The 24,323-nt window shown below is 65.9% G+C and carries 21 protein-coding genes; 9 read left to right on the top strand and 12 right to left on the bottom strand.

All coding sequences use genetic code 11. The features are described from left to right. The first annotated feature begins 91 nt into the window (after nucleotides 1-91). Complete coding sequence (locus tag HAH_RS07745) at nucleotides 92-1,249, top strand: sensor histidine kinase (RefSeq protein WP_044951842.1); 1,158 nt, start codon at nucleotides 92-94, stop codon at nucleotides 1,247-1,249. Here HAH_RS07745 and HAH_RS07740 read toward each other — a convergent pair. Continuing rightward, complete coding sequence (locus HAH_RS07740; protein WP_023843268.1) at nucleotides 1,246-2,004, bottom strand: MBL fold metallo-hydrolase; 759 nt, start codon at nucleotides 2,002-2,004, stop codon at nucleotides 1,246-1,248. The two genes, HAH_RS07745 and HAH_RS07740, sit on opposite strands and share 4 nt — an antisense overlap. A 273-nt stretch (nucleotides 2,005-2,277) precedes the next feature. On the opposite strand from HAH_RS07740, the gene HAH_RS07735 reads away from it, so the two are divergent. Further along, complete coding sequence (locus HAH_RS07735; RefSeq protein WP_014040416.1) at nucleotides 2,278-2,892, top strand: class I SAM-dependent methyltransferase; 615 nt, start codon at nucleotides 2,278-2,280, stop codon at nucleotides 2,890-2,892. Between the two features lie 23 nt (nucleotides 2,893-2,915). Here HAH_RS07735 and HAH_RS07730 read toward each other — a convergent pair whose 3' ends face one another. Together HAH_RS07730 and HAH_RS07725 are read right to left on the bottom strand one after the other, a co-directional pair. Continuing rightward, a complete protein-coding gene (locus tag HAH_RS07730; protein ID WP_014040415.1) occupies nucleotides 2,916-3,740 on the bottom strand; it encodes an ArsR/SmtB family transcription factor in 825 nt (274 codons plus the stop codon). Nucleotides 3,741-3,886: 146 nt separating this feature from the next. Then, a complete protein-coding gene (locus HAH_RS07725; RefSeq protein ID WP_014040414.1) occupies nucleotides 3,887-4,759 on the bottom strand; it encodes a dihydrodipicolinate synthase family protein in 873 nt (290 codons plus the stop codon). Between the two features lie 97 nt (nucleotides 4,760-4,856). Here HAH_RS07725 and HAH_RS07720 point away from each other — a divergent pair, with 97 nt between their 5' ends. Beyond that, the gene (locus tag HAH_RS07720; RefSeq protein WP_014040413.1) at nucleotides 4,857-7,607 is read left to right on the top strand and encodes an ATP-dependent helicase; all 2,751 of its coding nucleotides are present in this window, start codon (nucleotides 4,857-4,859) and stop codon (nucleotides 7,605-7,607) included. A gap of 63 nt (nucleotides 7,608-7,670) precedes the next feature. Here the strand turns inward: HAH_RS07720 and HAH_RS07715 are convergent, their stop codons facing one another. Then, the gene (locus tag HAH_RS07715) at nucleotides 7,671-7,997 is read right to left on the bottom strand and encodes a hypothetical protein (protein ID WP_014040412.1); all 327 of its coding nucleotides are present in this window, start codon (nucleotides 7,995-7,997) and stop codon (nucleotides 7,671-7,673) included. 149 nt (nucleotides 7,998-8,146) lie between these two features. On the opposite strand from HAH_RS07715, the gene HAH_RS07710 reads away from it, so the two are divergent. Beyond that, on the top strand, nucleotides 8,147-8,608 hold the full coding sequence (locus HAH_RS07710; RefSeq protein WP_004961231.1) for a PH domain-containing protein: 462 nt from the start codon (nucleotides 8,147-8,149) through the stop codon (nucleotides 8,606-8,608). After that, a complete protein-coding gene (locus HAH_RS07705; protein ID WP_014040411.1) occupies nucleotides 8,605-10,290 on the top strand; it encodes a PH domain-containing protein in 1,686 nt (561 codons plus the stop codon). Before HAH_RS07710 ends, HAH_RS07705 begins: the two co-directional genes overlap by 4 nt. On the opposite strand, the gene HAH_RS07700 is transcribed toward HAH_RS07705, so the two are convergent. The 7 genes from HAH_RS07700 to HAH_RS07670 form a co-directional block, all read right to left on the bottom strand. After that, the gene (locus HAH_RS07700; RefSeq protein WP_014040410.1) at nucleotides 10,291-12,978 is read right to left on the bottom strand and encodes an AAA domain-containing protein; all 2,688 of its coding nucleotides are present in this window, start codon (nucleotides 12,976-12,978) and stop codon (nucleotides 10,291-10,293) included. A 69-nt stretch (nucleotides 12,979-13,047) separates the two neighbouring features. Continuing rightward, nucleotides 13,048-13,443, bottom strand: a complete 396-nt coding sequence (locus tag HAH_RS07695) for a DUF2237 family protein (protein WP_014040409.1) — start codon at nucleotides 13,441-13,443, stop codon at nucleotides 13,048-13,050. A gap of 51 nt (nucleotides 13,444-13,494) precedes the next feature. Beyond that, on the bottom strand, nucleotides 13,495-14,703 hold the full coding sequence (locus HAH_RS07690; RefSeq protein ID WP_023843267.1) for an AAA family ATPase: 1,209 nt from the start codon (nucleotides 14,701-14,703) through the stop codon (nucleotides 13,495-13,497). A gap of 108 nt (nucleotides 14,704-14,811) precedes the next feature. Next, entirely contained in the window at nucleotides 14,812-16,239 is a 1,428-nt protein-coding gene (locus HAH_RS07685) for a DUF7519 family protein (protein ID WP_014040407.1), read from the bottom strand. Further along, complete coding sequence (locus tag HAH_RS07680) at nucleotides 16,240-17,571, bottom strand: DUF58 domain-containing protein (RefSeq protein ID WP_044951839.1); 1,332 nt, start codon at nucleotides 17,569-17,571, stop codon at nucleotides 16,240-16,242. Beyond that, nucleotides 17,571-18,509 carry a DUF7269 family protein gene (locus HAH_RS07675; protein ID WP_014040405.1) on the bottom strand — a complete coding sequence of 313 codons (939 nt, stop codon included), beginning with the start codon at nucleotides 18,507-18,509 and terminating at the stop codon, nucleotides 17,571-17,573. Before HAH_RS07675 ends, HAH_RS07680 begins: the two co-directional genes overlap by 1 nt. Continuing rightward, nucleotides 18,506-20,746: a DUF4129 domain-containing protein gene (locus tag HAH_RS07670; RefSeq protein ID WP_014040404.1), complete on the bottom strand. Its 2,241-nt coding sequence runs from the start codon at nucleotides 20,744-20,746 to the stop codon at nucleotides 18,506-18,508. The genes HAH_RS07675 and HAH_RS07670 overlap by 4 nt, the downstream gene beginning before the upstream one ends. Before the next feature lie 216 nt (nucleotides 20,747-20,962). Here HAH_RS07670 and HAH_RS07665 point away from each other — a divergent pair, with 216 nt between their 5' ends. Then, a complete protein-coding gene (locus tag HAH_RS07665) occupies nucleotides 20,963-21,508 on the top strand; it encodes a hypothetical protein (protein WP_014040403.1) in 546 nt (181 codons plus the stop codon). Nucleotides 21,509-21,548: 40 nt separating this feature from the next. Beyond that, nucleotides 21,549-21,884: a hypothetical protein gene (locus tag HAH_RS07660; protein WP_014040402.1), complete on the top strand. Its 336-nt coding sequence runs from the start codon at nucleotides 21,549-21,551 to the stop codon at nucleotides 21,882-21,884. Here HAH_RS07660 and HAH_RS07655 read toward each other — a convergent pair. Next, nucleotides 21,881-22,108 (bottom strand): ribbon-helix-helix domain-containing protein, encoded by a 228-nt coding sequence (locus tag HAH_RS07655; protein WP_004518043.1) that lies wholly within the window; start codon nucleotides 22,106-22,108, stop codon nucleotides 21,881-21,883. The genes HAH_RS07660 and HAH_RS07655 overlap by 4 nt on opposite strands. 74 nt (nucleotides 22,109-22,182) lie before the next feature. Between HAH_RS07655 and HAH_RS07650 the strand changes: the two genes are divergently transcribed. Together HAH_RS07650 and HAH_RS07645 are read left to right on the top strand one after the other, a co-directional pair. After that, the gene (locus HAH_RS07650; protein ID WP_079891635.1) at nucleotides 22,183-23,532 is read left to right on the top strand and encodes an MFS transporter; all 1,350 of its coding nucleotides are present in this window, start codon (nucleotides 22,183-22,185) and stop codon (nucleotides 23,530-23,532) included. A gap of 70 nt (nucleotides 23,533-23,602) precedes the next feature. Then, on the top strand, nucleotides 23,603-24,289 hold the full coding sequence (locus tag HAH_RS07645) for a glycosyltransferase (protein ID WP_014040399.1): 687 nt from the start codon (nucleotides 23,603-23,605) through the stop codon (nucleotides 24,287-24,289). The last annotated feature ends 34 nt before the right edge of the window (nucleotides 24,290-24,323 follow it).

The raw sequence follows: 24,323 nt of genomic DNA, 5'->3' as shown, positions 1-24,323 counted from the left end.
ACTGCTGAGGGTTTCAACAGAGCCCCCGAAACCGTTTTTTGCCCCGCTCACTATTGCTACGTAGTTCCAATGTCTGCGAGGAGTGGGTGATATGTCGTTCGAAGAACAACAGGACTTTGCCAGACAGGTCGCCGACCTGAACAAGTACGGGCAGGCGCTCAATCGGTGTGAGTCCGTCGACGAGGTCGTTTCCCTCACGCTCGAAGCGATGTCGCTGCTGTTCGAGTTCTCCTACTCTACGTTCGTCGAGGTTCGTGACGACGACCTCCGGGTCGTCCACAGCACGAACCCGAATCTCGTGCAGGGCGAGCCACCCAGTGACCTGGCTCGACGGGCGCAGGAGGCCGGCGAGACGCTCGTCGAACAGGGCGCTGACGCCGCTGTCACGGCCGACTCGGACGTGACGGGTGCGCTGGCTGTCCCGGCCCGGATGGGTGATGAGGTGACAGCGGTGTTGGTCACACGGTCACAAACCGTCGAGGAGTTCGGGGACGAGTACGTCAGACCGATGGAGATCCTCGCGACCCACGCCGCGACGGCCATCTCCAACATCCGTTCCCGTGAACGGCTAGAACGGGCACACCGGGACCTGGAACGGCGAAAGGAGATGATCGAGATGTACGACCGGCTTCTCCGCCACGACCTGGGCAACGACCTTCAGGTCATCGCCGGGTTCGCCGATGTCGTCGCGGGACAGGTCGACGGCCAGACCGAGGAGTACGCCGGCAAGATACAGCGCGCGGCCGAGAGCGCCGCTGACCTCATCCAGCGCGTCGGCGACCTCGTCTCGACGCTAGAATCGCAGGACAACCCGGAGCCACAGGACCTCGCGACGGTTCTCGGGGACACAGTCCGGGATGTCAGAGCCAACTACGGGTCACTGACTGTCGATTTCGAGCCGTCAGCGTTCGAGTATCAGGTGTACGGCGGCGATTTGCTCGACTCGGTGTTCACGAACATCATGTCCAACGCGGCGGTCCACAACGAGGGCGAGGTACACATGCGAGTGGCCCCGGTGGAAACCAGCTCCGACGAGATCACCGTCTGTTTCGACGACGACGGGAACGGTATCTCGCCGGACCTGCGCGAGAATATTTTCGAAATGGGTGTGAAGGGGCAGGAGAGTTCGGGGACCGGCTTCGGCCTCGGGTTCGTTCGGGCGCTGACCGAGTCCTACGGCGGCAGGGTCAGCGTGGCAGAAAGCGACGCCGGTGGAGCCGAGTTCCGCGTCACGCTCGAACGCGTTTAGGTCCTGTCGACGGTTATCGTCAGGCCGTCTTCGGCGAACTGCACGTCGCCGTCGTAGCTGTCCGCTATCGACTCCAGCATCTCCTCGTGTCGTCCCTCCGTATGTGGATACAAGTGGGTGAGATACACACGCCCGACCTCGGCGTCGGCATCGCGGAGCGTCGCTCCGAGCGTCGTCGGCGTCGGGTGGTTCGACACGTCCACGTCATCCGGGAACGAGCAGTCGTGGACGAGCACTGCCGACCCTTCGGCGAACTCGACGAGGTCCGTGAACGCCTCTGAGTCTGCGCCAAGCGTTATCGCCGGACCGTCATCGACTGAGAGTCGGTAGGCGAAACACTGCATCGAGTGGCGCGTCTCGCAGGTGTCGCCGCTGAACCCAGCCAGTTCGAACGGTCCGCCATCGAGGTCCCTGAGCGTCAGGTCCAGTCGGTCCTGCATGTAGTCGTGTGTTTCGAGGAGGTCCCGAACCAGGTCGGACGTGCCCGGTGGACCCGCTATCGTGAGCTCTGTTTCGCCGGCCAGCCAGCGGGCCTTCATCAGCACGTCGAGGTCGGAAACGTGGTCTAGATGGTGGTGGGTCAGCAACACGGTGTCGACGCCTTCGTAGCCCGCGTCTGTTCGGGCCAGCGAGTGCAACACGCCGCTGCCACAGTCGACGAGCAGCCGTTTTCCGTCGCGTTCCAGCAGATAGCCGGACTGCATTCGAGAGCCGGTGGGCATGGCGCTTCCGGTGCCGAGAAACGTGAGACGCATACCGGACGACAGCGAGCGAACGGACAAAGGCGTTGGCGTGTGGGGGCGGGGAGACTACCAGGGAGCGTCAGCGGAGTGAGGGCGGTGGCCGTCGGCGGGGACGGGGTCAGGGCGGCTCGGTGGCAGGTCACCCGTCGACGGCGCAGTTCATGCTTTGGACGGGGATAGCAAAAGCCCACCTGTGGCTCAAAACGCGTTTTAAGTGAACCCGAGCCGCGACAAAACCGCGAAACGGAGCGGGAGACACTTGTGCGAGCACGACGAGAAGCGAGTATGAAGAAATCACTCGACGAACACGCCGAGCGCTTCTCCGAACACGCCGACGCGTACGACGAGGACCAGGATTCGGCGGCGTATCGCGCCTGTGTCGACTTCGCTGTCGAGCACGCGGCCCCCGAAAGCGACGACGTAGTCCTCGACCTCGGCACGGGGACCGGAGCGATTGCGTTCGCACTCGCGCCCGACGCAGGGGAGATCATCGGCCGCGACATCAGCGACGGCATGCTGGAGAAAGCACGGGAGAAAGCCGACGAGCGAGGCACCGAGAACGTGAGCTTCGGCGACGGCCGCTTCCGCGCTCCGAACGTCGACGGCCCGGTGGACATCGTCACGTCGAACTTCGCGATGCACCACCTCGCGGACGACGAGAAGCGCGACGCCATCGACACTATCGCCGATCTGGGGCCGCGACGAATCGTCCTCGGAGACGTGATGCTGTTCGGCGACGACGACCCTGATGCGCCGTTTTACAGCCCCGAAGTCGACGACCCGGCGACGGTCGGTGTCCTGGCTGACGCCTTCACCGACGCCGGCTACGCGCTGACGGCCGTCGAGATGGTCACCGAGCAGGCTGGCGTGCTGGTCGCCGAACGGATCGATTCGGACTGAATCTACTGGACCGCTAAGCCGGCTCAGCGGTAGTTCTTGTACGCCCAGAACGAGACGTACAGCGTCAGGACCAGCAGCCCACCGAGGAAGAAGGCCACGCCGGGTTCGAGGTCGATACCACCACTGGCCGCGGCGTCGGTCGTCAGTTGCCGCGCTTCCTCGGTCATCGCTCTGTCCGGGGTATCGGCTTCCGGAACCGGGGTGCTTTCCGGGGCCGGTGTAGCTTCCGGCGTCTCCGTCGCCTCGGCTATCTGGAACCCGCTGTCGTCTGTCTCCGTCGGGGCTGACGTGGGTTCGTCCGTCGCGGCCGTTTCGTTCGCCGCCTCGAGACTCTCGGCGTCCCCGCCCTGGGCACCGTCACCGGTGGTTCCCGCGTCGCCGCCGGCCCCGGAACTCCCGAGCTGGATCGGGAACTGCCCGAGCAGGAGTTGCAGCATGACGCTAGCCGCGGTGAGAACCCCGATGACAGGCAGGACCCGGCGAACGAGCGACCGGAGCGACTGCTTGCGCTCCTGCGTCCCGACGAACAACACCAGCGGGTCCTCCGGGGGCTCGTACACCTTCATCTCTTGGCCTTTTTCCGAGTACTGGACCCCGGCGACGGTGATCAGCTCCTCGTCTTCCAGCTTTTCTAGGTGATAGGAGACCTTCTGTATCGACATATCGAGCCGGTCGGCCAGTTCAGAGGGTGTTCCCGGCTCGTCGTAGACGGTGTTGAGGATTTCTCTGGCCGTTTCCGAGGAGAGGGCATCGAGGACATCTGAGACGTCTTCGTCGACCCCGACGACCTGTAGCTCCCCGTCCTGTGAGGTGCTCGTGTCGGGACCGCGGGAGGGCAGCAACGACATATATTGCGTTCACTGCCGCCCAGCGTAATGAATCTCGTGGAACCTCACAGGGCCATTTGAGTCTCAGAGCTCGCTATCGATGGACAACGACACACCCGTCCGCGACAGCGGGACTCGATATACAGGACAGCGCGTTCTGATTGCCACTACAACAGCCCGGTCACGGACGCTACTGCGTCCGGTGAGAGCGAGTCCCGGGGCGGCCGCACCGTCGCGTGGTCGATGATGCCGCGGTCGGCAAGCAACGCCTTCACGGTGGGCGCGAAACCGAACTCGGCACACGCTTCTGAGAGTGGTGAGAGGATCTTCCGCTGGACCGCTCTGGCTTCCGCCACGTCGCCGTTGGCGACGGCGGTGCCCGCTCGTTCTAGCTCGCTGTACAATAGATGGGAGAGCGCGCTGACGCCGCCGTCGCCGCCCAGCACGAGCGACGGGACGAACAGGCCGTCGTGGCCCTGATAGACGGTGAAGTCCTCGGGCGTCTGGTTCAGGACCGCAGTGACGTACGGGAGGTCGCCAGAGGAGTCCTTGAGCCCCGCGACGGCGTCGGACTGAGCGAGCGCGGCGACCGTGTCGACGGATAGCTCCTGTCCGACGGCCCCGGGGATGTTGTAGAGGTAGACGGGCAGCGGCACGTCGGCCAGAACCGATTCGAAGTACGCCTCGTTGCCTGCCCCGCTGGCCTGGCCGCCGTAGTACGACGGCACGACCAGCGTGCTGTCTGCGCCCTGCTCGGCGGCGAACGCCATCCGCTCGTGGACGGTCGCAACGTCGGTGGCGGCTGTCCCGACGATGACGCGGCAGTCCTCGGGCACTGTCTCTGTCGTGGTTCGGACGACGGTCCGGTACTCCCCGGGTGAGAGCGTCTCGAACTCGCCGGTCGTCCCGCAGGGGACGATGCCGTCGACGCCGGTCGTGGCGACGTGCCGGACCAGTGATTTCAGGCCATCCACATCGAGGTCGCCGTCGGCGTCGAACGGCGTCACCAGCGGCGTCAGTACGTCGAAGGATTCGGCCATGCCCCAGGCCAGACACGGTGGTCGCTTAGGCGTTTTCCCCGTCGATATGGCGGAACCCACTTGCCGTGGCGGTCCTACTGGTCGGTAAGAGCCGACAATGGGAGGACGCGAGCGTCTCGCAGCGACGGACCCGACTTTCGACCCGGAGGCGGTCGACATCGACGACGCCGAGGTGCTTTCCCGCCTCGCGCCCGTCGTTCAGGAGTGGTGGGTCGAACAGTTCGGCGAGTTCGTCCCCGGCAACGGCGGCTTCTTCACGCCGCCACAGAAAGAGGCCATCCCGCTCATCCACGAGCGCGAGAACGCGCTGATCTGCGCACCGACGGGGAGCGGCAAGACGCTGGCCTCCTTTACCGGTATCATCAACGAACTGTTCGGGAAGGCCCGCGAAGACGAGCTTGAGAACTCCGTCTACTGCCTCTATGTCTCGCCGCTGAAGTCGCTGGCCAACGACATCCACCGCAACCTCGGACAGCCCCTCGACGGCATCACGGCCAAGCTTGAGGAGCGCGGCGAAGACGTGGAAATCCGACACGCCATCCGTCACGGCGACACCAGCGACAGCGAGCGCCAGGCGATGCTCGAAACGACGCCGCATATCCTCAATACGACGCCGGAGACGCTGGCCATCCTGCTGAACTCGCCGAAGTTCAAAAAGAAGCTCGAAACCATCGAGTACGTCATCGTCGACGAGATCCACAGCCTCGCCGAGAACAAGCGCGGGACCCACCTCTCCGTGTCGCTGGAGCGGCTAGAGGAGATGGTCGAGGAATCGCCCACGCGAATCGGCTGTTCGGCCACCGTCGAGCCGCTGGACACCGTCGCAGAGTTTCTGGTCGGCCGCGCAGAACCCGGCGGCGACCCTCGGGACTACGAGATCGTCGACACGCGCTTCGCCCGCGATTTCGACATGGAGCTGTCCTGTCCGGCAGACGACCTCATCAACACGCCGCGGGACATCGTCACCGAGCGGTTCTACACCCAGCTCCACGACCACATCCAGTCACACACCAACACGCTCGTCTTCACGAACACGCGCTCTGGGGCCGAACGCGTCCTGCATAATCTTCGTGAGAAGTTCGACGGCTACGACGAATCGAACTCCGGCTGCCACCACGGTTCGCTCTCGAAGGAGAAGCGCCGCGATATCGAGGAGTCGCTGAAAGCCGGGACGCTGGACGTGGTGACGACCTCGACGAGCCTGGAACTGGGCATCGACATGCCTCACATCGACCTCGTCGTACAGGTGGGCTCACCCAAATCCGTCGCCGCGCTGCTCCAGCGCATCGGCCGCGCCGGCCACCAGCTCGGTGAGACGGTCGAAGGTCGCGTAATCGCACTGGACCGCGACGAACTCGTGGAGTGTGCGGTAATGCTCGAAAAGGCCGAGCGGGGCTTCGTCGACCGCGTGTTCATCCCTGAGAACGCACAGGACGTGGCCACGCAGCACGTCTACGGCATGGCTATCAACGACGTCCGTCCCGAGGCGACGTTTAAGAACGTCCTCCGTCGGGCCTACCCGTACCGGGACTACGACGACGAGAACTGGGAGCAGCTGATGCGGTACATGACCGCCGACTACCCGGGGATGGAAGACAAGAACGTCTACGCCAAGATCTGGCGGGACACGAACGACGCGCCCGACGGGGAGCACCACTACGAGGAGTACGACGTGGGTGAGCACCTCATCGGCAAACGGGGTCGGCTCGCGCGGGTCATCTACATGACCAACATCGGGACGATTCCGGACTCCTTTACGTGTGACGTGGTCACCCGGAGCGACGACAGCTGGGTCGGCCAACTGGACGAGTCGTACCTGGACACCCTGGAGAAAGGCGACGTGTTCGTACTGGGTGGGAACAACTTCGAGTACCGCTACCGCCGCGGGTCGAAGGTGTACGTCGACCGGACCGCCGCCCGCCCGACGGTCCCGTCGTGGTTCTCCGAGCGGCTCCCCCTCTCCTACGACCTCGGCCGCGAGATACTGGACTTCCAGGGCCAACTACTGGACCGGCTGGCCGACGGCGGGATGTCGGAGGTCCGCAACTGGCTCCGGGGGTTCCCCATCGACGAGAACAGCGTTCGCGCTATCGCCCGGATGTTCCGCGAGCAGGTGGCCTACGCCGGACCTGACAGCGTGGCCACGACCGACCGACTCGTCCTCGAGGAGACGCTGGACCACGACGAGTACGAGCGTCACTACCACGTCCACTCGAACTACGGCCGACGGTTCAACGACGGCTTCTCGCGGCTGCTGGCCTACCACATCGCCCAGGCGGCCAGCGCGAACGTGCAGGTCGCCGTCGCCGACAACGGCTTCACGCTCTCGATGCCGCTGAACCGCAAGGTCGACATCGCGCGGATCGTGGGCGACCTAGACCCGGACACGGCCCGCGCGGACCTTCGGGCTAGCCTCGACGGGACAGACCTGCTCCAGCGGTACTTCCGTATCAACGCCACACGGTCGCTGATGATACTCAAACGCTACAAGGGCTACGAGAAGTCGGCCAGCGAGCAGCAGGTCTCCTCGGAGATGCTGCTGGGGTTCGCCGAGGACCTCGGGGACTTCGCCGTCGTCGAGGAGACCTACCGCGAGATTCTGGAGGACAAGCTCAACGTCGACGGTATCGAAACCGTCCTGCGTGCGATGCAGGACGGCGACGTGGGCGTGGTCCGGACTCGCGTTGACTCGCCGTCACCGCGCGCCTTCGGCCTCGCGACGCTGATGGCCAGCGACGTGGTCCTCGCCGAGGACGAGTCGGCCGTCTTACAGGATTTCCACCAGCGAGTGCTGAACGAAATTGCGGACGGAGACGGCGACGACAGCGCCGTCGCGACTGACGACTGAGGCCGACCAGGTCAACGAGCGCGTGTAGGCCGGCGGAGTCTGTTGCGGTCGTCACCGCGCGACTCACGACGCCGTCTCGTTTTCGGCCATCGTGTCGTTCGTCACGTCGTCACCCATCGACTCGCCAGCCGTGGACTCCGTCATCGACTCGGTCATTGCGCCGGGTCCCATCGACTCCGTTTCGTTCACCTGCTCCATCGAGCCGCTCGCTTCGCCGCCCGTCATGGAGTCAGTCATCCCTTCATCCTCCATCGAACCAGTCGCCCCGTCGTTCATTGTATCCGTCCCCTCGTCTCCGGATCGCTCGTCGCCGCCGGCACAGCCAGCGAGCGGGAGCGTGACACTTGCAGCGGCGAGCGTCGTCAGAAACGTCCGTCGGCTTCGTGACATACGCTTTGTCCGGCGTCGGGGCTATACAAAGAGATTTTTCGAAGTCTCGGACGATTCCGCCCATAGTTTGGTCCGTGCGTGGACCGGAACTCTTCCAATTTCGCCCCTGAGCCAAACCGTTAATCCGCGGCCGGCCCCACGGGTGAGACATGGAGTCGCTTCACCCGCGAGTGAGACTGCTGTGGGTTCTGTCGACAGTTATCCAGGCGTCGGTGCTCGGTGTCATCGCGTATCTTGTCGACCGGTTCGCGGTTTCACTGCCACAGACGGTGGTCGTCGGCGGCTGGGTTGTGCTGGTGCTTCTGGGTGTTGCCCATGCCATCGCTGCCCACCGGATTTGGCGTTTTGACCTACAGGACGACGCGCTCTTTCTCCTTCGCGGTGTCGTCACCCGGACCGACACGTCGGTCCCGTACGTTCGTGTACAGCACGTCGACACCACGCGCGGCCCAGTAGAGCGAGCTATCGGGCTGGCGAGTGTCGTCGTCTACACTGCTGGGACCCGCGGCGCGGACATCACGATTCCAGGCCTGCGGCCCGAACGAGCCACCGAATTGCGAGAACAACTCCGTGACCTCGCGAACGAGAGCGAGGCCACGGACGCGGTATGAACCGGCTCCACCCGCGAAGTGCGGTTCTGAGCGTCGCCCGAGCGGCGCTACAAGGCGGCTTCTTCGGCTTCTTCGGCGGGTCACTGGGAACCGGAATGCTCGGACTGCCAGCGTTTGCGGTTCCGTTACTCGGCCTGCTCGGCGCGCTGACGTTTAGCGGCTACGCGCTGGCGCGCTATTTCCGTTTTCAGTACGAACTCGACGGCGACACGCTTACTGTCGAATCCGGCGTCTTCGCCAGGCAGTCCCGCCAGATTCCGCTGGGCCGCGTCCAGAACTTAGACGTCGAGCAGAACATCCTTAACCGCCTGCTCGGACTCGCAATCGTCCGCTTCGAGACGGCCGGTGGCAGCGCGACGGAGGCTACGCTGGACGCAGTCGACGAGGCCGAGGTCAAACGCCTGCGGAACTACGTGCGGACCCACGACCGGGACCAGGCCGCCGAGGCAGAGACAGCCACCGCCGACGCGGTGTCCGAAGCTGCGACACCTGGCCGGTCGGCCCACGCCGATCTGCCCGGCGTGACCGGCCCCAAACCGACACACACTGGCGACACTCAGTCGAGGAATGACCTCGGGGAACCGGTTTCCGAATCGGACACGGCGGAACGCGACGAGCCGGACGGATCGCTGCTGTTCGCGTTCGACCAGCGCGAACTCCTGACGTACGCGCTCGTCTCCGTTCGGCCGGCCGCGCCGGTCCTGACGCTGGCGTCACTCCCGCTTGGGATGGACGTCGTCTGGGCGGTTCTGCGGTTCAATGCGACCCTTGCTGGCGCATCGCTGAGCGGGCCGGTAGTTCGCTGGCTGACCGGCTCACCGGAAACCACGCGGCTCGCCGTCTTTGCCGTACTCTCCGTCGTCCAGTTCCTCCTACTCGCACTGGTCGTCAGCGTGGCGCTGACCGTCATCGAGTACTACGGCTTCCAGCTCACGCAGGCTGACGGCGACCTCCGGTACGAGCGGGGGCTGTTGCGCCGCTACAGCGGCAACATCCCGCTGGAGAAGGTCCAGACGGTCACTATTCGAGAGAACGTCCTGATGCGGCGGTTCGGCTACGCGACGCTGGCCGTCGAGACGGCCGGCTACAGCGGTGGCAACCAGCAGTCCAGTCAGGGCGTCGCCGTTCCACTCGCACCTCGCGAGGAGGTGTACGAACTGGCCCGTGACATAGAGCCGTTCGGTGACCTCGACTTCGACCGGTCGCCGAAGCGCGCCCGCAGACGGTATCTCGCGCGCTTTTCACTGGCCGCGGCCGGGCTCACTGCAGTCGCCTACGCCGTGGACTCGCTGGTGCTGGAGACGGGCTACTGGTGGGTCGCCGCCCTCCTCTTCCTCACAGTTGTGCCGGCAGCCCACCTTCGCTGGCGACACCGTGGGTACGACCTGGACGAGTCCGTGCTGGCGACCCGGAGCGGGTTCTGGCGGCGGACGACGCGAATCGTCCCGTACTACCGGCTTCAGACGGTGTTCGTCACGCGGTCCCCGTTCCAGCGCCGTCGCGACCTGGCGACTGTGGGGGCCGACACGGCGAGTTCGTCGAGCCTTCTCGGTGGTATCGCCCGGGTGTACGACATCGACGAGGACATCGCAAAAGAACTCAGAGACACGCTTCGGGAGCGCCTCACCGCACACGTCGCAGGGCTGCGGACGGGCGACAGGGCTAGCGACGCGGACGCGTAGTCAGCCCCGCGCCCACTCGACCATTCGGCCGTACACCTCGTCGGTCGCCAGTGCGTCGCCGTCGCCGACGAGGACGAGCGCCTTCTTCGCTCGCGTGAGCGCGACGTTGATGCGCCGGTAATCCTCGAAGATGGGGCTGTCGAGCGTGCCCGTGGCGACGAAGGAGATGACGATAACCTCCTTGCTCGACCCCTGGAACCGGTCGACCGTGTCGACGGTCACGTCCGGCAGGCGCTTGGAAATCTCCGCGACCTGGGCGCGGTACGGCGCGATGACACCGATATCGTTGGCCGGAACTCCTGCGGATCGGTACGACGCGACGATTTCGGCGATGCGGTCGGCCTCAGCCGGGTTGGTGTTGCCGACCTGGCTTCCGTCGGGGGCGACGAACGCCACGCGGTCCTGAAGTATCTCTGGCAAGTCAGCCATTGAGACGCCGCCGAGGTCGTCGAGCCGCTGGGCGGCTACCTCGCCGGTCGCCGGCCGCAACTGCCCGTCGTAGAACTCCCGCGAGGCGAAGGCCTGGATGTGCTGTGCCATCCGGTACTGCCGGTCCAACATTACGCCGGCTTCCGGGTGGGCGTCGATGAGCCGCTCGAACAGCGAGGTCGACAGCGTCTCGTCCTCGGACTGGACCACTGGCGGGAGCTGCTGGTGGTCGCCGACGAGCACGAATCGGTCGGCGAGCGTCGTCGCCGCGAGCGTCCCCGGTTCGGTCAGCTGGCCGGCCTCGTCGACGACCGCGACGTCGAACTCCTGGGTCTGGAGCGTGCTCCCGCCGCAGGTGGCCGTGGTCGCTGCGACGACCTGCGCGCCCTGGAGCCGACTCGCACATTCGCCGGGGTCGCCGCTGGTCTCCAGTCGGTATTTCTGCATGTCATCGCGGACGCCGCTCTCCGTGCCGACTCGGACGATATCGGTGTAGCCCTGTTCTTCCAGCGCCTCCAGCAGATTGTCGACGGCGCGGTTGGTGAACGCCGAGAGCAGCACTCGGTCACCGCGAGCAACGAGGGCCCGAACCATCCGCGCCAGCGTGTACGTTTTGCCCGTGCCAGGCGGGCCGTGGACGAGCGCGAAGTCCGCCGCGCCGACGGCTAGCTGGACGGCCTCGTTCTGCGCGTCGTTGTTGTCGATGAACGTCTCCTCGACCGGATTGAACTCCGGCTCGCGCCGCCCGAACAGCACGTCTTTCTGCTCGGGCGACTGGAGGAGCACGGCGTCGTGGAGCGCGTTCTGGAGCCGGTCGGTCGTCAGTTCGGAGGGATACACGTCCAGTCGGCGGAGGTCCAGCGGCTCGTCGGCCGTGACGACGATTTCTTCGCCGAGACGTTCCACGCGGGCCAGTTCGGCGTTGCCGGTCACCGGGTCGCCGTCGCTGGCGAGCACGAGATTGCCTTCGCGGATCTTCGAGACGGCACCGGTCCCTGTCGCGCGGAGTTCCCAGCGGCCGCCGTCGAGTTCCCGGCGGCCGGTCGGTTCGAGACCGATGAGCGCCCGGTCGTTGTCGGCGCGCTCTTCGGGCGTTTGCTCCCAGAGCTTTGCGTACTCCCGGTGGACAGCACGGCGCTCGGCCTCGATTGCCGTGTAGAACCGCTCGAAGTAGTCCAGTTCCTCCTCCGGCACCGCTCGACCGACCGTTCCGGCCTTGGATTCTTGATCGAGCCGGCCGGAGACGGCCATACAGGTGTCCTGCTCGAAGCAGTACTCGCACTTCGCGTTTGCCTCGTAGCCCGTCGGCACGCCCGAATCGTACTCCATCGCCGCAATCGCGTTGCGGGTCCGGACGACGTAGTTCAGCAGGCCGCTCCCGATAGAGAACTCCTTGGCCGGCGAGAGGTCGCCGCTCTCCTCGTTGCGGTCGACGGCGGCGTTTTTCGTGTAGAGAAGCGTGCCTGTGTCCGGCGCGGCGTCGACGGCGCTGCCCGCGCCGGCAGCGCGTTCGCCCAGCATCAGCGCGTACGCTGTCGCCTGAATCTTGTCCTGGAAGCGGGGCTCCCGCTTGGTGTTCTTGCCGGTCTTGAGTTCGACGGGCATCCCCCGCCGGACGGCGTCGGCCCGCCCTTTCATCCCGAACCGCTCGGAGATGAGCGTCATCTCGGAGCGCCACTCATCAGTTTCAGTAAGCGTCCCCTGCTGGAGCCACCCCTGGATGGCCGACGCGTGGTCGCGCACGTCCCCGGCCACCTCGTCGGCCTCCCGGCCGAGCAGTCCGATGTCGAGGCCGGCGGCGTCGACCTGTTCCTCGATAGCGGTATCGAGGTCCCGGCCCCGAAGTAAGTCGCCAAAGACCTCGTGGACGACGGTCCCTTTCACCAGCGGGTAGGCGTGCTCTGCGCCGTCGAGTTTCCGGAGGTAGTACATCCGCGGGCACTGTACCCACGCCCGGATGTCGGTCACGTCGACGAGGAAATCCGGCTGGACGACGAGGGTGGCGTCGCCGCCGACGGAGTACTGCTGCTCGCCCTGATACTCCCGCTCGTCGGGGTTGTAGACGGCGACCTCCATCCCCGTCTCGATGACGGCGGCGTTCTCGGTCCACTTCCCCCAGAGCGTCACCGTCGTCGGCTCGCCGGCCCCGCGGTCCGGCCGGATAGTCACCTCACAGAGGTCGCTCTCGCCGTACTGGGTGTTCACCGTCTTCGGCTCCTCGATGTCGACGACGACGCCACGAACGCGGTCGACGCTCATCGTTTGGCCCTCCCCTGTTGCACGACCCAAGCGACGGGACGCCCCCTCAAAAGTCGTTCGCGCCGCGGCTCATTCAGTCGTCGCATCAGCATTCGAGTCACCATCGGCAGCGAACTCCTGCAGCGTCTCCAGCGACACGTCTTCGAGTACGTCCTCGCTCGTCGCGTCGAGGTTCACCGGCGGTGCGCGCCCGGCCTCGTGGGCCTCTATCCAGCGCGGGACGCAGACACACCAGTTGTCACCGGGGTCGAGACCCGGAAAATTCAGCTCCGGCCGCGGCGTCACGAGGTCGTTGCCCTGGGCCTTGCTGTACTCTAGAAACTCGGCCGTCATCACGGCACAGATTTCGTGCCGACCCGGGTCGCGCTGGAGCGGGTAGCAGTAGCCGTCGCGCATGAATCCGGTCTCCGGGTCCATCGAGCAGGGGGCCAGCTCCCCGCCGAGGACGTTGCGTTCGCTTTCCATACCACGTCTGGCTGTTCCGTGGAGTAAAGCCGTTCGGCTACCCGCCTGCGCTCACTGTCCGTGTCCGCTGTCATCATCACTCCGGTCCCGACTGTCACCTGACGAGTCGGTGGGCTGACCGTCATCTCCGTCCAGTTGCGTAGCTTCGTTCTCAGCTGCTTCACCAGCACTCCGTTCGGGGCGCTGCCCGCGAGAATCGCCGTCTGGTGTCGCCTCCGATGGTGAGTCAGCGCGTTCGGACCCGCCTGTTGTCGTCTGTTTGGGCGTGTCGTCCGTATCCGGCGCATTCGGTGAGACTGCGGGCACGTCGACGGCGTCCAGAGCGGCCTGAATCACGTCGGCCTTCTCCGTCCCTTCGATAGTCGCCTCCGTCGTCAGGACCAGTCGGTGACTCATCGTCGCGTTCGCCAGCCGCTTCACGTCGTCCGGGGTGGAATACCGCCGACCGGCGATGACTGCGCTGGCTCGGACTGCCTCGAAGACACGCTGGACGCCCCGCGGCGAGACGCCGATTTCTGTCCGGTCGTCTTCGCGTGTCGCCCGCGCCAGATCGACGATGTAGCGACGAACCTTGGTGTCGACGCGGACGTCTTCCGCACACTCCTGCAGGGCGCGCACCGTCTCTGGGCCCATTACCGGCTCGACTGACGGCGCGATTGTTCGCCGGTTGGCCCGCCGGTCGAGCAGCCCCATCTCCCCTTCGACATCGGGATACTCCATCGACGTTTTCACGCTGAAGCGGTCCCGCTGGGCCTCGGGAAGCTGGAATGTGCCTTCCTGCTCGACGGGGTTCTGGGTCGCGATAACGACGAACGGTGTCGGGAGCGGATGCGTCGTCCCGTCGACACTGACCTGCCGCTCTTCCATTGATTCCAGCAGCGCAGATTGGGTCTTCGGCGGCGCGCGGTTGATCTCGTCCGCGAGCACGACGTTCGAGAACACCGGCCCCTGTGCGAACTCGAACTCCCGCTCGTGTTCGTTGTACACGTTCGACCCGGTCACGTCCGCCGGCAGCAGGTCCGGCGTGAACTGTACCCGGTTGAATTCGAGTCCAAGTGACTCCGCCAACACCCGCGCCAGAACTGTTTTCCCCGTTCCCGGCACGTCCTCAACCAGAACGTGGCCTCTGGCGATGACGCCAGCCAGTGTCTCGAACAGCACCCGGCGTTCGACGACGACAGCCTCCTCAACTCGCTCCACAATGTCGAGGCAGTGGTTTGACGCAGCCTCGACGCTCAAATCCCCCGTTAACCCGGCCATGCCCCATGCGTTACACTGGGGAAGTATCAATGTGTACCATTAGCCCTCGTTTGTCGAGCCACAGTGGCTACTGACACATTCTGGACGGGCCAGCAGCGAAGCAGTCCCTCAGCCACGAAGCGGGGCGAGCAGCAGTAACACACCGATCGCGGCGAGTGCCATTGTCTCCGGCGATCCGATGGCGGCACCGACGGCGTGACGCGCTGTATCGACGAGACCGACGGCGGCGATACCGAGAAGGCCGACGCCGACGGCGAACACGCTGTGATACAGCTCCAGCCGGCGCGTTTCCGGCCGATGCCCCAGTTCCGCTGTCAGCCCCAGGCCGAACGTGCCAACGTCCCAGACAACGAGGCCGCCGACGACGCCAGCAAACACCAGTAACGATGACAGGTCGGCCTGTGCCGCACCGGTGCTCGCACAGATGAGTCCCGAAGCGGTCAGTGCCGCGGGGCCGGCACGCGCCGGCAACAGGCCAAACGTGAGTCCCCCGATGACGAGAACGAGAAGCAGATACACCACCAGTGGGAGCAGGAGGGCACCGAAGAACACCGCCGGGAGCGAGGCGAACCCGAAGATACCGATTCGCAGGAGGAACGGGGCTAGCAACACGACGTAGCCAGCGGCCGCGATGGCGGCCCCGACAGTCCGCACCGAAGCGGCGTCGAACTCAGTCGTGAACTTTCGGATGACAATCGCACCGCTACCAGCAAGCAACGCGCCGGCTGTGACTGCCAGAAGCGGCGCGAGAACGACCCACGACGACAGCAGCCGGATACCGAGACTGAACGGGGGGGACGCCACAAGCTGGCCAAACGGCGTTACCAGAAGCGCCAGCGGAACGACTACACTGAACGCTGCCGAACCGAGTGCGACCAGTTTGAGCGACTGGGTACCCCGTTTCAGTCTGTTCGCCATCGCGTCGCGGCGGCTCCGAGCTGTCAACTGCAAGAGCGGGAGCTGTGTCACAGCAAAATACAGGCAGCCCGACGCGGCGACGCCGAGTACACCGAGGCAGACCGTGGTGGCTATCGGCGACGCTCCACCGGCGACAGCGCTTACCACCTTCCAGCAAAGCCACGCGAGCGCGACGACGACCGTACCCACGACGAGGCCCACCACGGCGAACAGATACGAAACGACGCTGCTCACTGTCGCTTCCGAAACGGTCTCTCTGTCGAGCACGTCGGTCCAGGCGGTCGCGACGCCGACCATTGCGACGGCGACACCGAACGCGATGAGCGGGGCGACTGACACCTGCCCGACCGAGGCAACGACGCCAGTCGCTGCCGGCAGGAAACAGAGGTGGCCAATGACCGTCGGTCCCAGTCCGTCCCGGTCCAGTAGCGTCAACCCCGCCACGGCAATGCCGGCGAGGAGTGCGATACCGCTGAACAGTCGCGGGTCGCCGGACAGAACCCCTGTCGCCAGGGCGAACGCAGCGACGATAAGCGCGACGATAGTTAGGCTGGTCGCCCGCGGCCGCCCCTCGTCGCCGACGGCCGATGGTGTATCGAGTCGCGGCCCGCCGATCATTTACGCTCCGCCTCCCGGCTGCACACTGCCACGCGGCTGGTGCGCCGCAACGGCGAAGGCGTAATCGAGGATGAGCGGCAGCGGTGTCCCACGCCGCCAGTCGATTGTCCGGGCCCCAGACGCCTGACACCGCGCCAGACGGGTCCGACGGCGGACGTGCTCGTACTGTCCGCTGACGGTGCTCGCCGCGGTTACGTCCGTCGAGAGCATGGTTCGCTGGCAATCGAACGCCGCCCAGGACTCCATCGCGGCGACCGGCGCGTCGTCGAGCAACGGCGACACGAGCACCAGCTGGCAGCGCGGTCCGGCTACCTCCATCACTTTCCGGAACTGCCGCTGTGTGTCGCCCTCGTCTTCTGGACCACCAGCCGGGTCGCTCTCGGCAGCATCAGCAGCGGCCCGTAGCCGTTCGACAGCCAGCGACCGCTGGTTGGGTCCGTCGCCCGGCTGGAGCCACGTCAGTCCCGCTGGACCGTCGCCGTCGATGCCGACGATTGCCAGCCCGACTTCGTGACCGGCATCCAGCAGCGAGGTCACTGCGTGCGTCGTCGCGTACGCGCCGAGTTCGACTGCCGTCGGGCGACCGGGGCCGGCGGTCACCCGCGCCGGCGAGCGGGCGTCGACGACGAACACGACCGTCGTCGACACCCACTGCTCGTAGTTGACCGTCGACAGCGCTCCCCGCTTCGCGTACCCGCGCCAGTCGATGCGGCCGGCCGGGTCCCCGCGCTGATACTCCCGCGTCGAGTGGAAGGTGAAGCCATCGCCGGGGTCGTCGGTTGTGAGTTGGCCCACGCGGTCGGTCCCCTGGTCGGACAGCGGCGGTGCCTGGGCGTCAAGCTGACACACCAGCCTGTCATCGCCCTCCGCCTGTTGTCTCGCAGTCGCGACCTCGCCGGCTCCCGTACCCCGGACGCGGAGCCGCGGCTCGCCGAAGTCGTGTTCGCCTCGGCGGGCGATGAGCATGTACTCGAGCGTGACTGATTCGCCGGCCGCAAGCGTCTCGCCGCCGCGTGGCGTCCCTTCCAGCACTGTGAGGTCAGTCGGAACGCCGTCGACGACCCGGATGTCCGACAGCGTCTGCTGGCCGCTGTTTGTCACCGTCAACTGGACTGCAACCGGGTGCCCCGGCGGCGCTGGAGTCGGGTCGACCGCCCGCGACACGACGAGCTCTGCCGGGACAGCAGCAGTCGACAGGATTCCGTAGGCCAGATACGAGAGCGGGAGTGTGGCGGCCAGCAGGAGTGTCCCGCTCCCCTCCCAGATGCCCGCTCCGGCGAGTGTCAGTGCGGCGACGATTGCGCCGCGCCACCGCATGGCTCGTCGGCCCATCAGTCCTGCACCTCCGTCACATCGCCCCAGTCGGCCCCGTCGGTCGCTGTGGTATCCGTTCCGTCCTCGTCAACCGGCGTTGTCCCGCCAGCTTCAGACTCGGAGTCAGCCGGGCGGTCCGCGGCAGTTGCGCCCTCGGTGGCGGCTCCGTCGACGTGGGCACCGTCAGACGCGCCGTCTGCGCTGGTCCCGACGGCTTCCCGCTCGGGAATCGACCCGTCGACGGCCCGCTGGAGGCTCCCGTCAGCCGCCCGCTGCAGGTCGGCGACCGCTGGGGCGACGACTGGCACCGGACGCGGCGCCTGCTGGCCGACCACTGTCGGCAACGCGTCGTCGGCCGCGACGCTGACTGCCGTCATCGCCCGTGCGCACCGCTTTCGGACGGCTTTTTCGGGAAACAGCCAGGCCCACAGGCGCGTGCGAAACGGTCGGTCCGGTGGCGTGACGGATTCGTCCAGTACCGCGGCGGCAACCGGGTCGTCCGTCCAGGTCCCCGCGGCTAACTGTGCTTTCACCGAGTCGGGGTCGTGGCCGCCCTGGACCAGTGCCTCCGTGAGCGCCGCCCGAAGTGGTTCCCGAACGGGGCCGACGCTCTCGGCGACCGACCCGTCGTCGCGGGCCTGTGCAGCCGCCGCTTCGACGCGTTCCGCGAGTTCGGTTCCGGAGACGGCGTCGTCTGTCGGTGTCGTCTCCAGAAACCCCTCGGTGAACTTGTCGTCAGCAGTCCACGGCGACGGTGATACCGAGGGGTCGTCGGGCGTCCGGAAGAGCTTCCAGGAGGCCACGAGCACGCAGACGAAGAGGACGAGGACACCCGCCGCACTCGGCCCGGAATCCGCCGGCTCTGGCGTCCCTGTCAGCCCGAGGACCGCGCCGGCAGCCACGAGTAGCAGGCCACACAACACGGCGATTCCCAGCCCGACGCGACGGCGATTCACCCTTCGTCCTCCTGCTCGTCGCTCGCACCCACCAGCGCATCGTACGCGCTACGGGCCTGCTCGCGCCGGCTGTCGCTCGAATGGCCGCCGTATTCGACGTCCCGGAACGCCTCTGTCAGTGCTTCGACGGGTGCCCTCGGGAGGCCGCTGTCGATTGCGGCCCGGGACACCTCGCCGGGCGTCCGCGTCCGCCAGCGCCCGGGGACGACATGCTTGGCGAACGCACGCCAGAGGTCGCGAATCGATGGGAGAGCCGATTCGCCGCCGCCCGACGAGTCAGTGACCGACCCGCTCGGTCCGGGGTTAGACGCCGTAGTCGGGCGGTCCGTATCGCCGACCTGGCCAGCGATGTAGACACCGACCGCACCCAGTGCCACCCCGGCCCCAGCCACGACGGTACCGGCCGTGCCCCAGCGAACATAGCTCACTGTCACGATGACACACGAGCCGCCGAGCGTTGCAATCCTGCGTGGCGTGCTTTCAGCCCTGGCCACAGTGACCGCTCGATACCCGGCCGACCGGAGCCACCGCTGGAAGCGACGCCACAGCCCTGACAGCGTTAGCGGAAGCGATGAGAGCCACGTCGCCAGACGGGCGGCCAGTCGGCGGCCCATGTTCAGCGTGGCTTCGATACGGCCGACGAGCCAGAGTGCCGTTCGCCGGGTCCACTGAACGACGCGGGCGACGAAGCCAGCCGCCGTTTCACCGCCGTTCTTGGCCGCGTATGCGACCGCCTGTCCGCCCGAGAAAGCAGCCGTCCGATAGTGGTACAGCGCGACGACGCCCACGACTGCGAGCGCGACGACCAGCCCGTCCCGTTCCCAGAGCACGCCGATGACAAACAGCGAATCGAAGATTGTCCAGAGAATACCGACGCCGCGTGCGACCTTGGGGGAGTACATCACTGCGGCGATAGCGACGGTCACGACGGTTGCCACCAGCAGTATCGAACTTACCACGATGGTCCCGGTGTACGCGCCCCAGAGCGTCGTTCTCGCTGTCTGTCTGTCTGTTGCCGCTGTGACGGGAAGCGAGGGGTTTGCTGGGAGCGAGACGGCAACAGCGCCGTCAGCGCCAGTCTTTCCCCGGCGCTGGTCGCCGAGCGTGACAGTCGCGTTCTCGACCGGGTTTCCGTTTATCGTAGCGTTGACAGCGGCCCTGTCACCTGGTACCGGGAGGGCCTTCGCAGGCACGACGCGGACGTGTAAGTTCAGCACGTCGACGCGCGCGGACCCCTCGAACTCGCCGCGGGACACCGTTACTGCGGCGGTATCGCTGTCGGGGACTGTCAGTTGATACCGGCCGGCGGTGTCAGTTCGACCGACGATGTCGCCGTTGCGGGTCACGGTCGCGTTTCGGACTGGCACGCCGTCGACCGTTGCGACGAGCGGGACGGTCGACCCGGGGTACGGCTCGCCGAGCAGTGTCACGTTGACGCTCCCGCCGACACGGTACTGACCGGTGTCGTTGCCGGCCGCGGTCTGCTGGCGTGGGGCCGTCGAATCGACCATCCCAGATGCGCCAGGAACCGTCCCAAATGCGCCAAGGGTACTTCGTGCGTCCCCGTCCCCGTTTGAGACCGAGGTAGTCCCGCCAAGCGACAACACATCTCCTTCCACGAGGAGGCTTGCTGTTTCAGTATCCGATTCCTCGTACGGTCGACGGTAGAACTGACAGGGCTCTGTTCCCGGCGATTCGACCGTTACGTTCAGCTCGCGCTGGTACGGAACCTGTGCGGTCACCTGGCCGTTCTGGTCAGTCCGGCCGGCGTATCGGTCGTTGAACCAGACACGGGTCGCGGCCGCCGGTTCGAGGTCCTGATACACCAGAACGGTGAGGGGATGCCCGGCTTTCGGCTCTGACTCGACGAGGACGCCACAGCCGTCCGCAGTGGGCGGGGCGGTATCGCCGGGAATCGGAATCGGCTCTGTTCCTCCCGTGACGCCGCCGCTCCCACCTCCGTCGCGACGGTGTTCCCGTGTGCCTGCAGGTGTCTGGGTGTCGGTGACGCTGCCGCCCCCGCCACCGTCGCGGCGTTGTTCCCGCGTATCGGCTGGCGTCTGCGTGACTGGCTCGGTGCCGTGACTCCCGTCACCGCCCCCGCTGCTGATCCCGCTCTCAGTGATCGGTGGCGGGGCCAGAAACGCGGCGACGATCAGCCCGACGAGGCAGAGACTTACCAGTGCCAGCTGCCGCCAGTCGACGCCGCCATGGCCGGTCTCGGATGCTGTACCCACTTGTCGCCCCTCGTAACTTACGCCCGTACCGCGACACCCAACGCTGTTATCATGGATATCTGCGTGAAAGATAATCAATCCCCGGTATGGTCGCCGACAGCAGCGACAGTCGTGTGGGCACGCTGGCCAGTCCGTATCCACGACCTCCCTGCTTCCGCCCGGCGACGGTCAGGACCGATGGGTTCATTCTGGCCCAGGCCGAACGGGAAACTGACAATGCGCGTTCGCGACTGGCAGGACATTCTCGAAGACGTGATGGAGAGCAATGCCAATCCGGGGGACTGGCGTGCCGTCGGGGGCGACCGCGCGAACGGTATCGGCGAGGACATCTACTTCGGTCACCCCGACGCCGGTGTCTACCAGCTCAAGACCTACGCGAAGAACCCCTTCGAGGTACAGGGCGTCGGGTCACAGGTGGCCCGCCGTATCGACGACGACATCGACCCGCTGTTTCCGAACGACGGGTCGGGCATCTTCGGCGTCCAGCAGGGACCGGAAGACGAGGACGACGCCAAGGAGAAGGCCAAGAACCTCGAAACGGTACTCGAAACCCACGCGGACGCACCCACGTCGCCGCAAGCGCTGCTTGAGGACATGATGGACGCGATGGACTCCCCGGCCTACGGCCCGATGGAGTTCGACCACCACGACCGGCCCGACCAGATGACCGAACTCACGGAGACGTTCGAGGAAGCGGAGGAACTACTCGACGCGGAGTTCGAGGACGTCATCGAGGAAGACGTAGCGCGGGGCTTCTACTGATGGCCGAACCGACGCGCGCCACCGGTTTCGGGGGTCGCTAATGGTCGGCCCCTCGATGACGGACGCCGACCGGCGACGCTTTCTCAGATACACGCAGGTCGGGTTCGCGCTTCTCATCGGCGTCTCGATGGGGCTGGTGACGTTGTACGGCGGTGCGGAACTGCTGGTTGTCGCCGGAATGTTTGTTGGCGGAACCGTCGTTGGCGGTGGCCTCGCGTGGTACATCATCCCGGAGAGCATCGCGGAAACGCCGTACGAGTCAGTCGACAGAGGTCCGAAACCCGGCGCAAAAATGAAACAACAGCGGCAGGAAAACGACGGCTCCGGACAGCGGGCATCCGAGGACGACGGCCGACTCTCACAGAACCGCGACTAGAGGAAATCGTCCTGCATCGCGGGGTCCTGCTGTTCGGATGCCGTCTGGTCGAAAATCTCTTCGTCGAGTGTCTCGGTCTCTTCCGTCGTAGTGTTGTAGGCCGAAATCCCTCGCTTCAGGAGGTCTTCGACGGCCTGGTCGCGGTTGAGGAACTCGCCCTGTTCGACGAGTCGCTGGATGTCCGAGTCCACCTGGTCCGGAAGTGACACCTTGATCTTGCTCACACTTGCCGCCTATACTGTTCGGACATAAAAACCCACCCCTGGTTTTGGGAGGGGTGAAAAAGGTGCACGCGCAGATACGCGGAACCGTCACACACTTGCCGGCGGCCGACACGAACCAGAGTGTGAACGCGAACGACCGAGCGATTACCGCGCTGGTCATGCTCGCACACGGGCTGGTCCACACCTACGAGATGGCGGTCCCGATATTCGTCGTCATCTGGCTCACCGAGTTTGACCTCATCAACCTCGGTATCGCCCAGTTCGACGTGACGACGGCCACCGTCGGCGTCATCGTGACGCTGGGCTACGGCCTGTTCGGGGCTGGTGCGCTCCCGGGCGGTATCGTCGTCGACCGTATCGGCTCCCGCCGACTCATCACCGGCTGTCTGCTGGGGATGGGCGGCTCGTACATCCTGCTGGGACTGGCTCCGAGCATGGTCGTCATCGCGCTGGCGCTCGTCCTCTGGGGACTCTCGGCCAGCGTCTACCACCCGGCCGGGCTCTCGCTCATCAGCAAAGGCGTCGAACAGCGCGGAACCGGGCTGGCCTACCACGGTGTCGCCGGGAACCTCGGTATCGGCCTCGGCCCACTCGTCGCCGCAATTCTCCTGCTGGTCGCCGAGTGGCGGACGGTCGCGCTCGTCCTCGGCGTTCCCGCGTTGCTCGCCGCCGTCTACGCCTCGCGGGCGAGTTTCGACGAGACGGCAGCCGTGACGACTGCAACCGACGGCGGGTCGAAGGCCAGCAGCGGTATCGACTCGCTCGGGGAGTTCCTCACGGAGAGCAAGCACCTGCTGACAGGGAGCTTCCTGCTCGTGTTCGTCGTCGTCATGTGCTCGGGGCTGTACTACCGCGGCGTCCTCACCTTCCTCCCGGAACTCCTGCGGGACCTGCCGGGCTTCGAGCCCATCCCGATAGAGACGTTGTTGCCTCCCAGCGTCCTGTCGGCGCTCGGTATCGAGGCCGGGACGGGCCAGACGCTCAAGCCACAGGACTACTTCTACGCCGGACTGTTGCTCATCGGCGTTTTCGGCCAGTACGCCGGCGGGAAACTGAGCGACCGAATTCCCGTCGAGTACGGTATCGCCGGCTCGTTTCTGGTGCTTGCCGTCCTTGCAGTGCTGTTCGTTCCGGTGTCGGCGATGGGCTTCGGTCCGTTAGCGGTGCTTGGTGCGCTTCTGGGCGTCGCCCTCTTCGTCGTTCAGCCGATGTATCAGGCCGCAGTTGCGGAGTACACGCCCGCCGGCACGCGCGGACTCTCGTACGGCTACACGTATCTGGGCGTGTTCGGCGTCGGCGCGCTCGGCGGCGGGCTGGCCGGGTCGATTCTGGCCTTTGCGAACGCGACGGCGCTGTTCGGGACGCTCGCCGGCATCGCCCTTGTCGCCGTCCTCGCGGGAACCGCCCTCGCGCGGCGTTCGTGACTGCCTGAGACCGGGGACAGGCCGTCGCATCGCTTGCTATTTCTGTCTGTACGATGTACCTGCCTCTCAGATGGACGCCGCAGTCATCGTCCCGGCCTACAACGAGGCGGAGTCGCTGGCCCGCTGTCTGGCTCCCTTCGAGTCACAGCCCGTCGAGCTAGTGGTGGTGGTTGGCGGCGACGACGGGACAGAGCAGGTGGCCCGTGACACGTCCTTTGTCGACACTGTCGTTCGGTGCGACGAGGGCGGGGCGGGAATCGCCAGAAACCGCGGAGCCGCGGCCGCGACAGCGCCGATACTGCTGTTTACTGACGCTGATACGGTCGTCCCCGAGGACTGGGTTCGCCTGCATCTCAGGCACTACACCGACGACGATGTGGTGGGGGTCGGCGGCCCCGCACGCCCGCTTGAAGACGATTTCAAACATCGCGTGCTGTTCAAACTGCTGTCGGACTACTGGTATCGGGTGTCTTGGCCGCTGGGCTTCGTTCAGCAACCGGGCTTCAACTGTAGCTTCCGGGCCGCGGCCTTCGAGGCCGCGGGCGGTTTCGATGAGGACATCCCGTTCATGGAGGACACCGAACTCTCGCTGCGGATGAAAGACGACGGGCGAATCGTCTACGACCCGGATTCCTGTGTCGCTACGTCGGCCCGCCGCGAGGCTGACGAGGGCTATCTCTCGCTGTTTGCGAAGTACGTCCGCGGGTACGCGAACCACTACATCCTCCGCCGGGAGTTCGATGCCGACTATTTCTGAGAAGGGCAGCCTTTTCAACACACACCCCGGAGCA

This window comes from Haloarcula hispanica ATCC 33960, assembly GCF_000223905.1.
In the GTDB taxonomy this organism is placed as follows: domain Archaea; phylum Halobacteriota; class Halobacteria; order Halobacteriales; family Haloarculaceae; genus Haloarcula; species Haloarcula hispanica.
This window is presented reverse-complemented; position numbering and strand designations above follow the sequence as displayed.

Excerpts from the sequence above, each read along its gene's own strand:
- HAH_RS07645 (WP_014040399.1), top strand. The coding sequence starts at position 23,603 with ATGGACGCCGCAGTCATCGTCCCGGCCTACAACGAGGCGGAGTCGCTG.
- HAH_RS07700 (WP_014040410.1), bottom strand. The coding sequence starts at position 12,978 with ATGAGCGTCGACCGCGTTCGTGGCGTCGTCGTCGACATCGAGGAGCCG.
- HAH_RS07730 (WP_014040415.1), bottom strand. The coding sequence starts at position 3,740 with ATGTCGTTGCTGCCCTCCCGCGGTCCCGACACGAGCACCTCACAGGAC.
- HAH_RS07745 (WP_044951842.1), top strand. The coding sequence starts at position 92 with ATGTCGTTCGAAGAACAACAGGACTTTGCCAGACAGGTCGCCGACCTG.
- HAH_RS07680 (WP_044951839.1), bottom strand. The coding sequence starts at position 17,571 with ATGGGCCGACGAGCCATGCGGTGGCGCGGCGCAATCGTCGCCGCACTG.
- HAH_RS07710 (WP_004961231.1), top strand. The coding sequence starts at position 8,147 with ATGGAGTCGCTTCACCCGCGAGTGAGACTGCTGTGGGTTCTGTCGACA.
- HAH_RS07735 (WP_014040416.1), top strand. The coding sequence starts at position 2,278 with ATGAAGAAATCACTCGACGAACACGCCGAGCGCTTCTCCGAACACGCC.
- HAH_RS07690 (WP_023843267.1), bottom strand. The coding sequence starts at position 14,703 with ATGGCCGGGTTAACGGGGGATTTGAGCGTCGAGGCTGCGTCAAACCAC.
- HAH_RS07695 (WP_014040409.1), bottom strand. The coding sequence starts at position 13,443 with ATGGAAAGCGAACGCAACGTCCTCGGCGGGGAGCTGGCCCCCTGCTCG.
- HAH_RS07715 (WP_014040412.1), bottom strand. The coding sequence starts at position 7,997 with ATGTCACGAAGCCGACGGACGTTTCTGACGACGCTCGCCGCTGCAAGT.
- HAH_RS07685 (WP_014040407.1), bottom strand. The coding sequence starts at position 16,239 with ATGATCGGCGGGCCGCGACTCGATACACCATCGGCCGTCGGCGACGAG.
- HAH_RS07720 (WP_014040413.1), top strand. The coding sequence starts at position 4,857 with ATGGGAGGACGCGAGCGTCTCGCAGCGACGGACCCGACTTTCGACCCG.
- HAH_RS07705 (WP_014040411.1), top strand. The coding sequence starts at position 8,605 with ATGAACCGGCTCCACCCGCGAAGTGCGGTTCTGAGCGTCGCCCGAGCG.
- HAH_RS07660 (WP_014040402.1), top strand. The coding sequence starts at position 21,549 with ATGGTCGGCCCCTCGATGACGGACGCCGACCGGCGACGCTTTCTCAGA.
- HAH_RS07725 (WP_014040414.1), bottom strand. The coding sequence starts at position 4,759 with ATGGCCGAATCCTTCGACGTACTGACGCCGCTGGTGACGCCGTTCGAC.
- HAH_RS07740 (WP_023843268.1), bottom strand. The coding sequence starts at position 2,004 with ATGCGTCTCACGTTTCTCGGCACCGGAAGCGCCATGCCCACCGGCTCT.
- HAH_RS07665 (WP_014040403.1), top strand. The coding sequence starts at position 20,963 with ATGCGCGTTCGCGACTGGCAGGACATTCTCGAAGACGTGATGGAGAGC.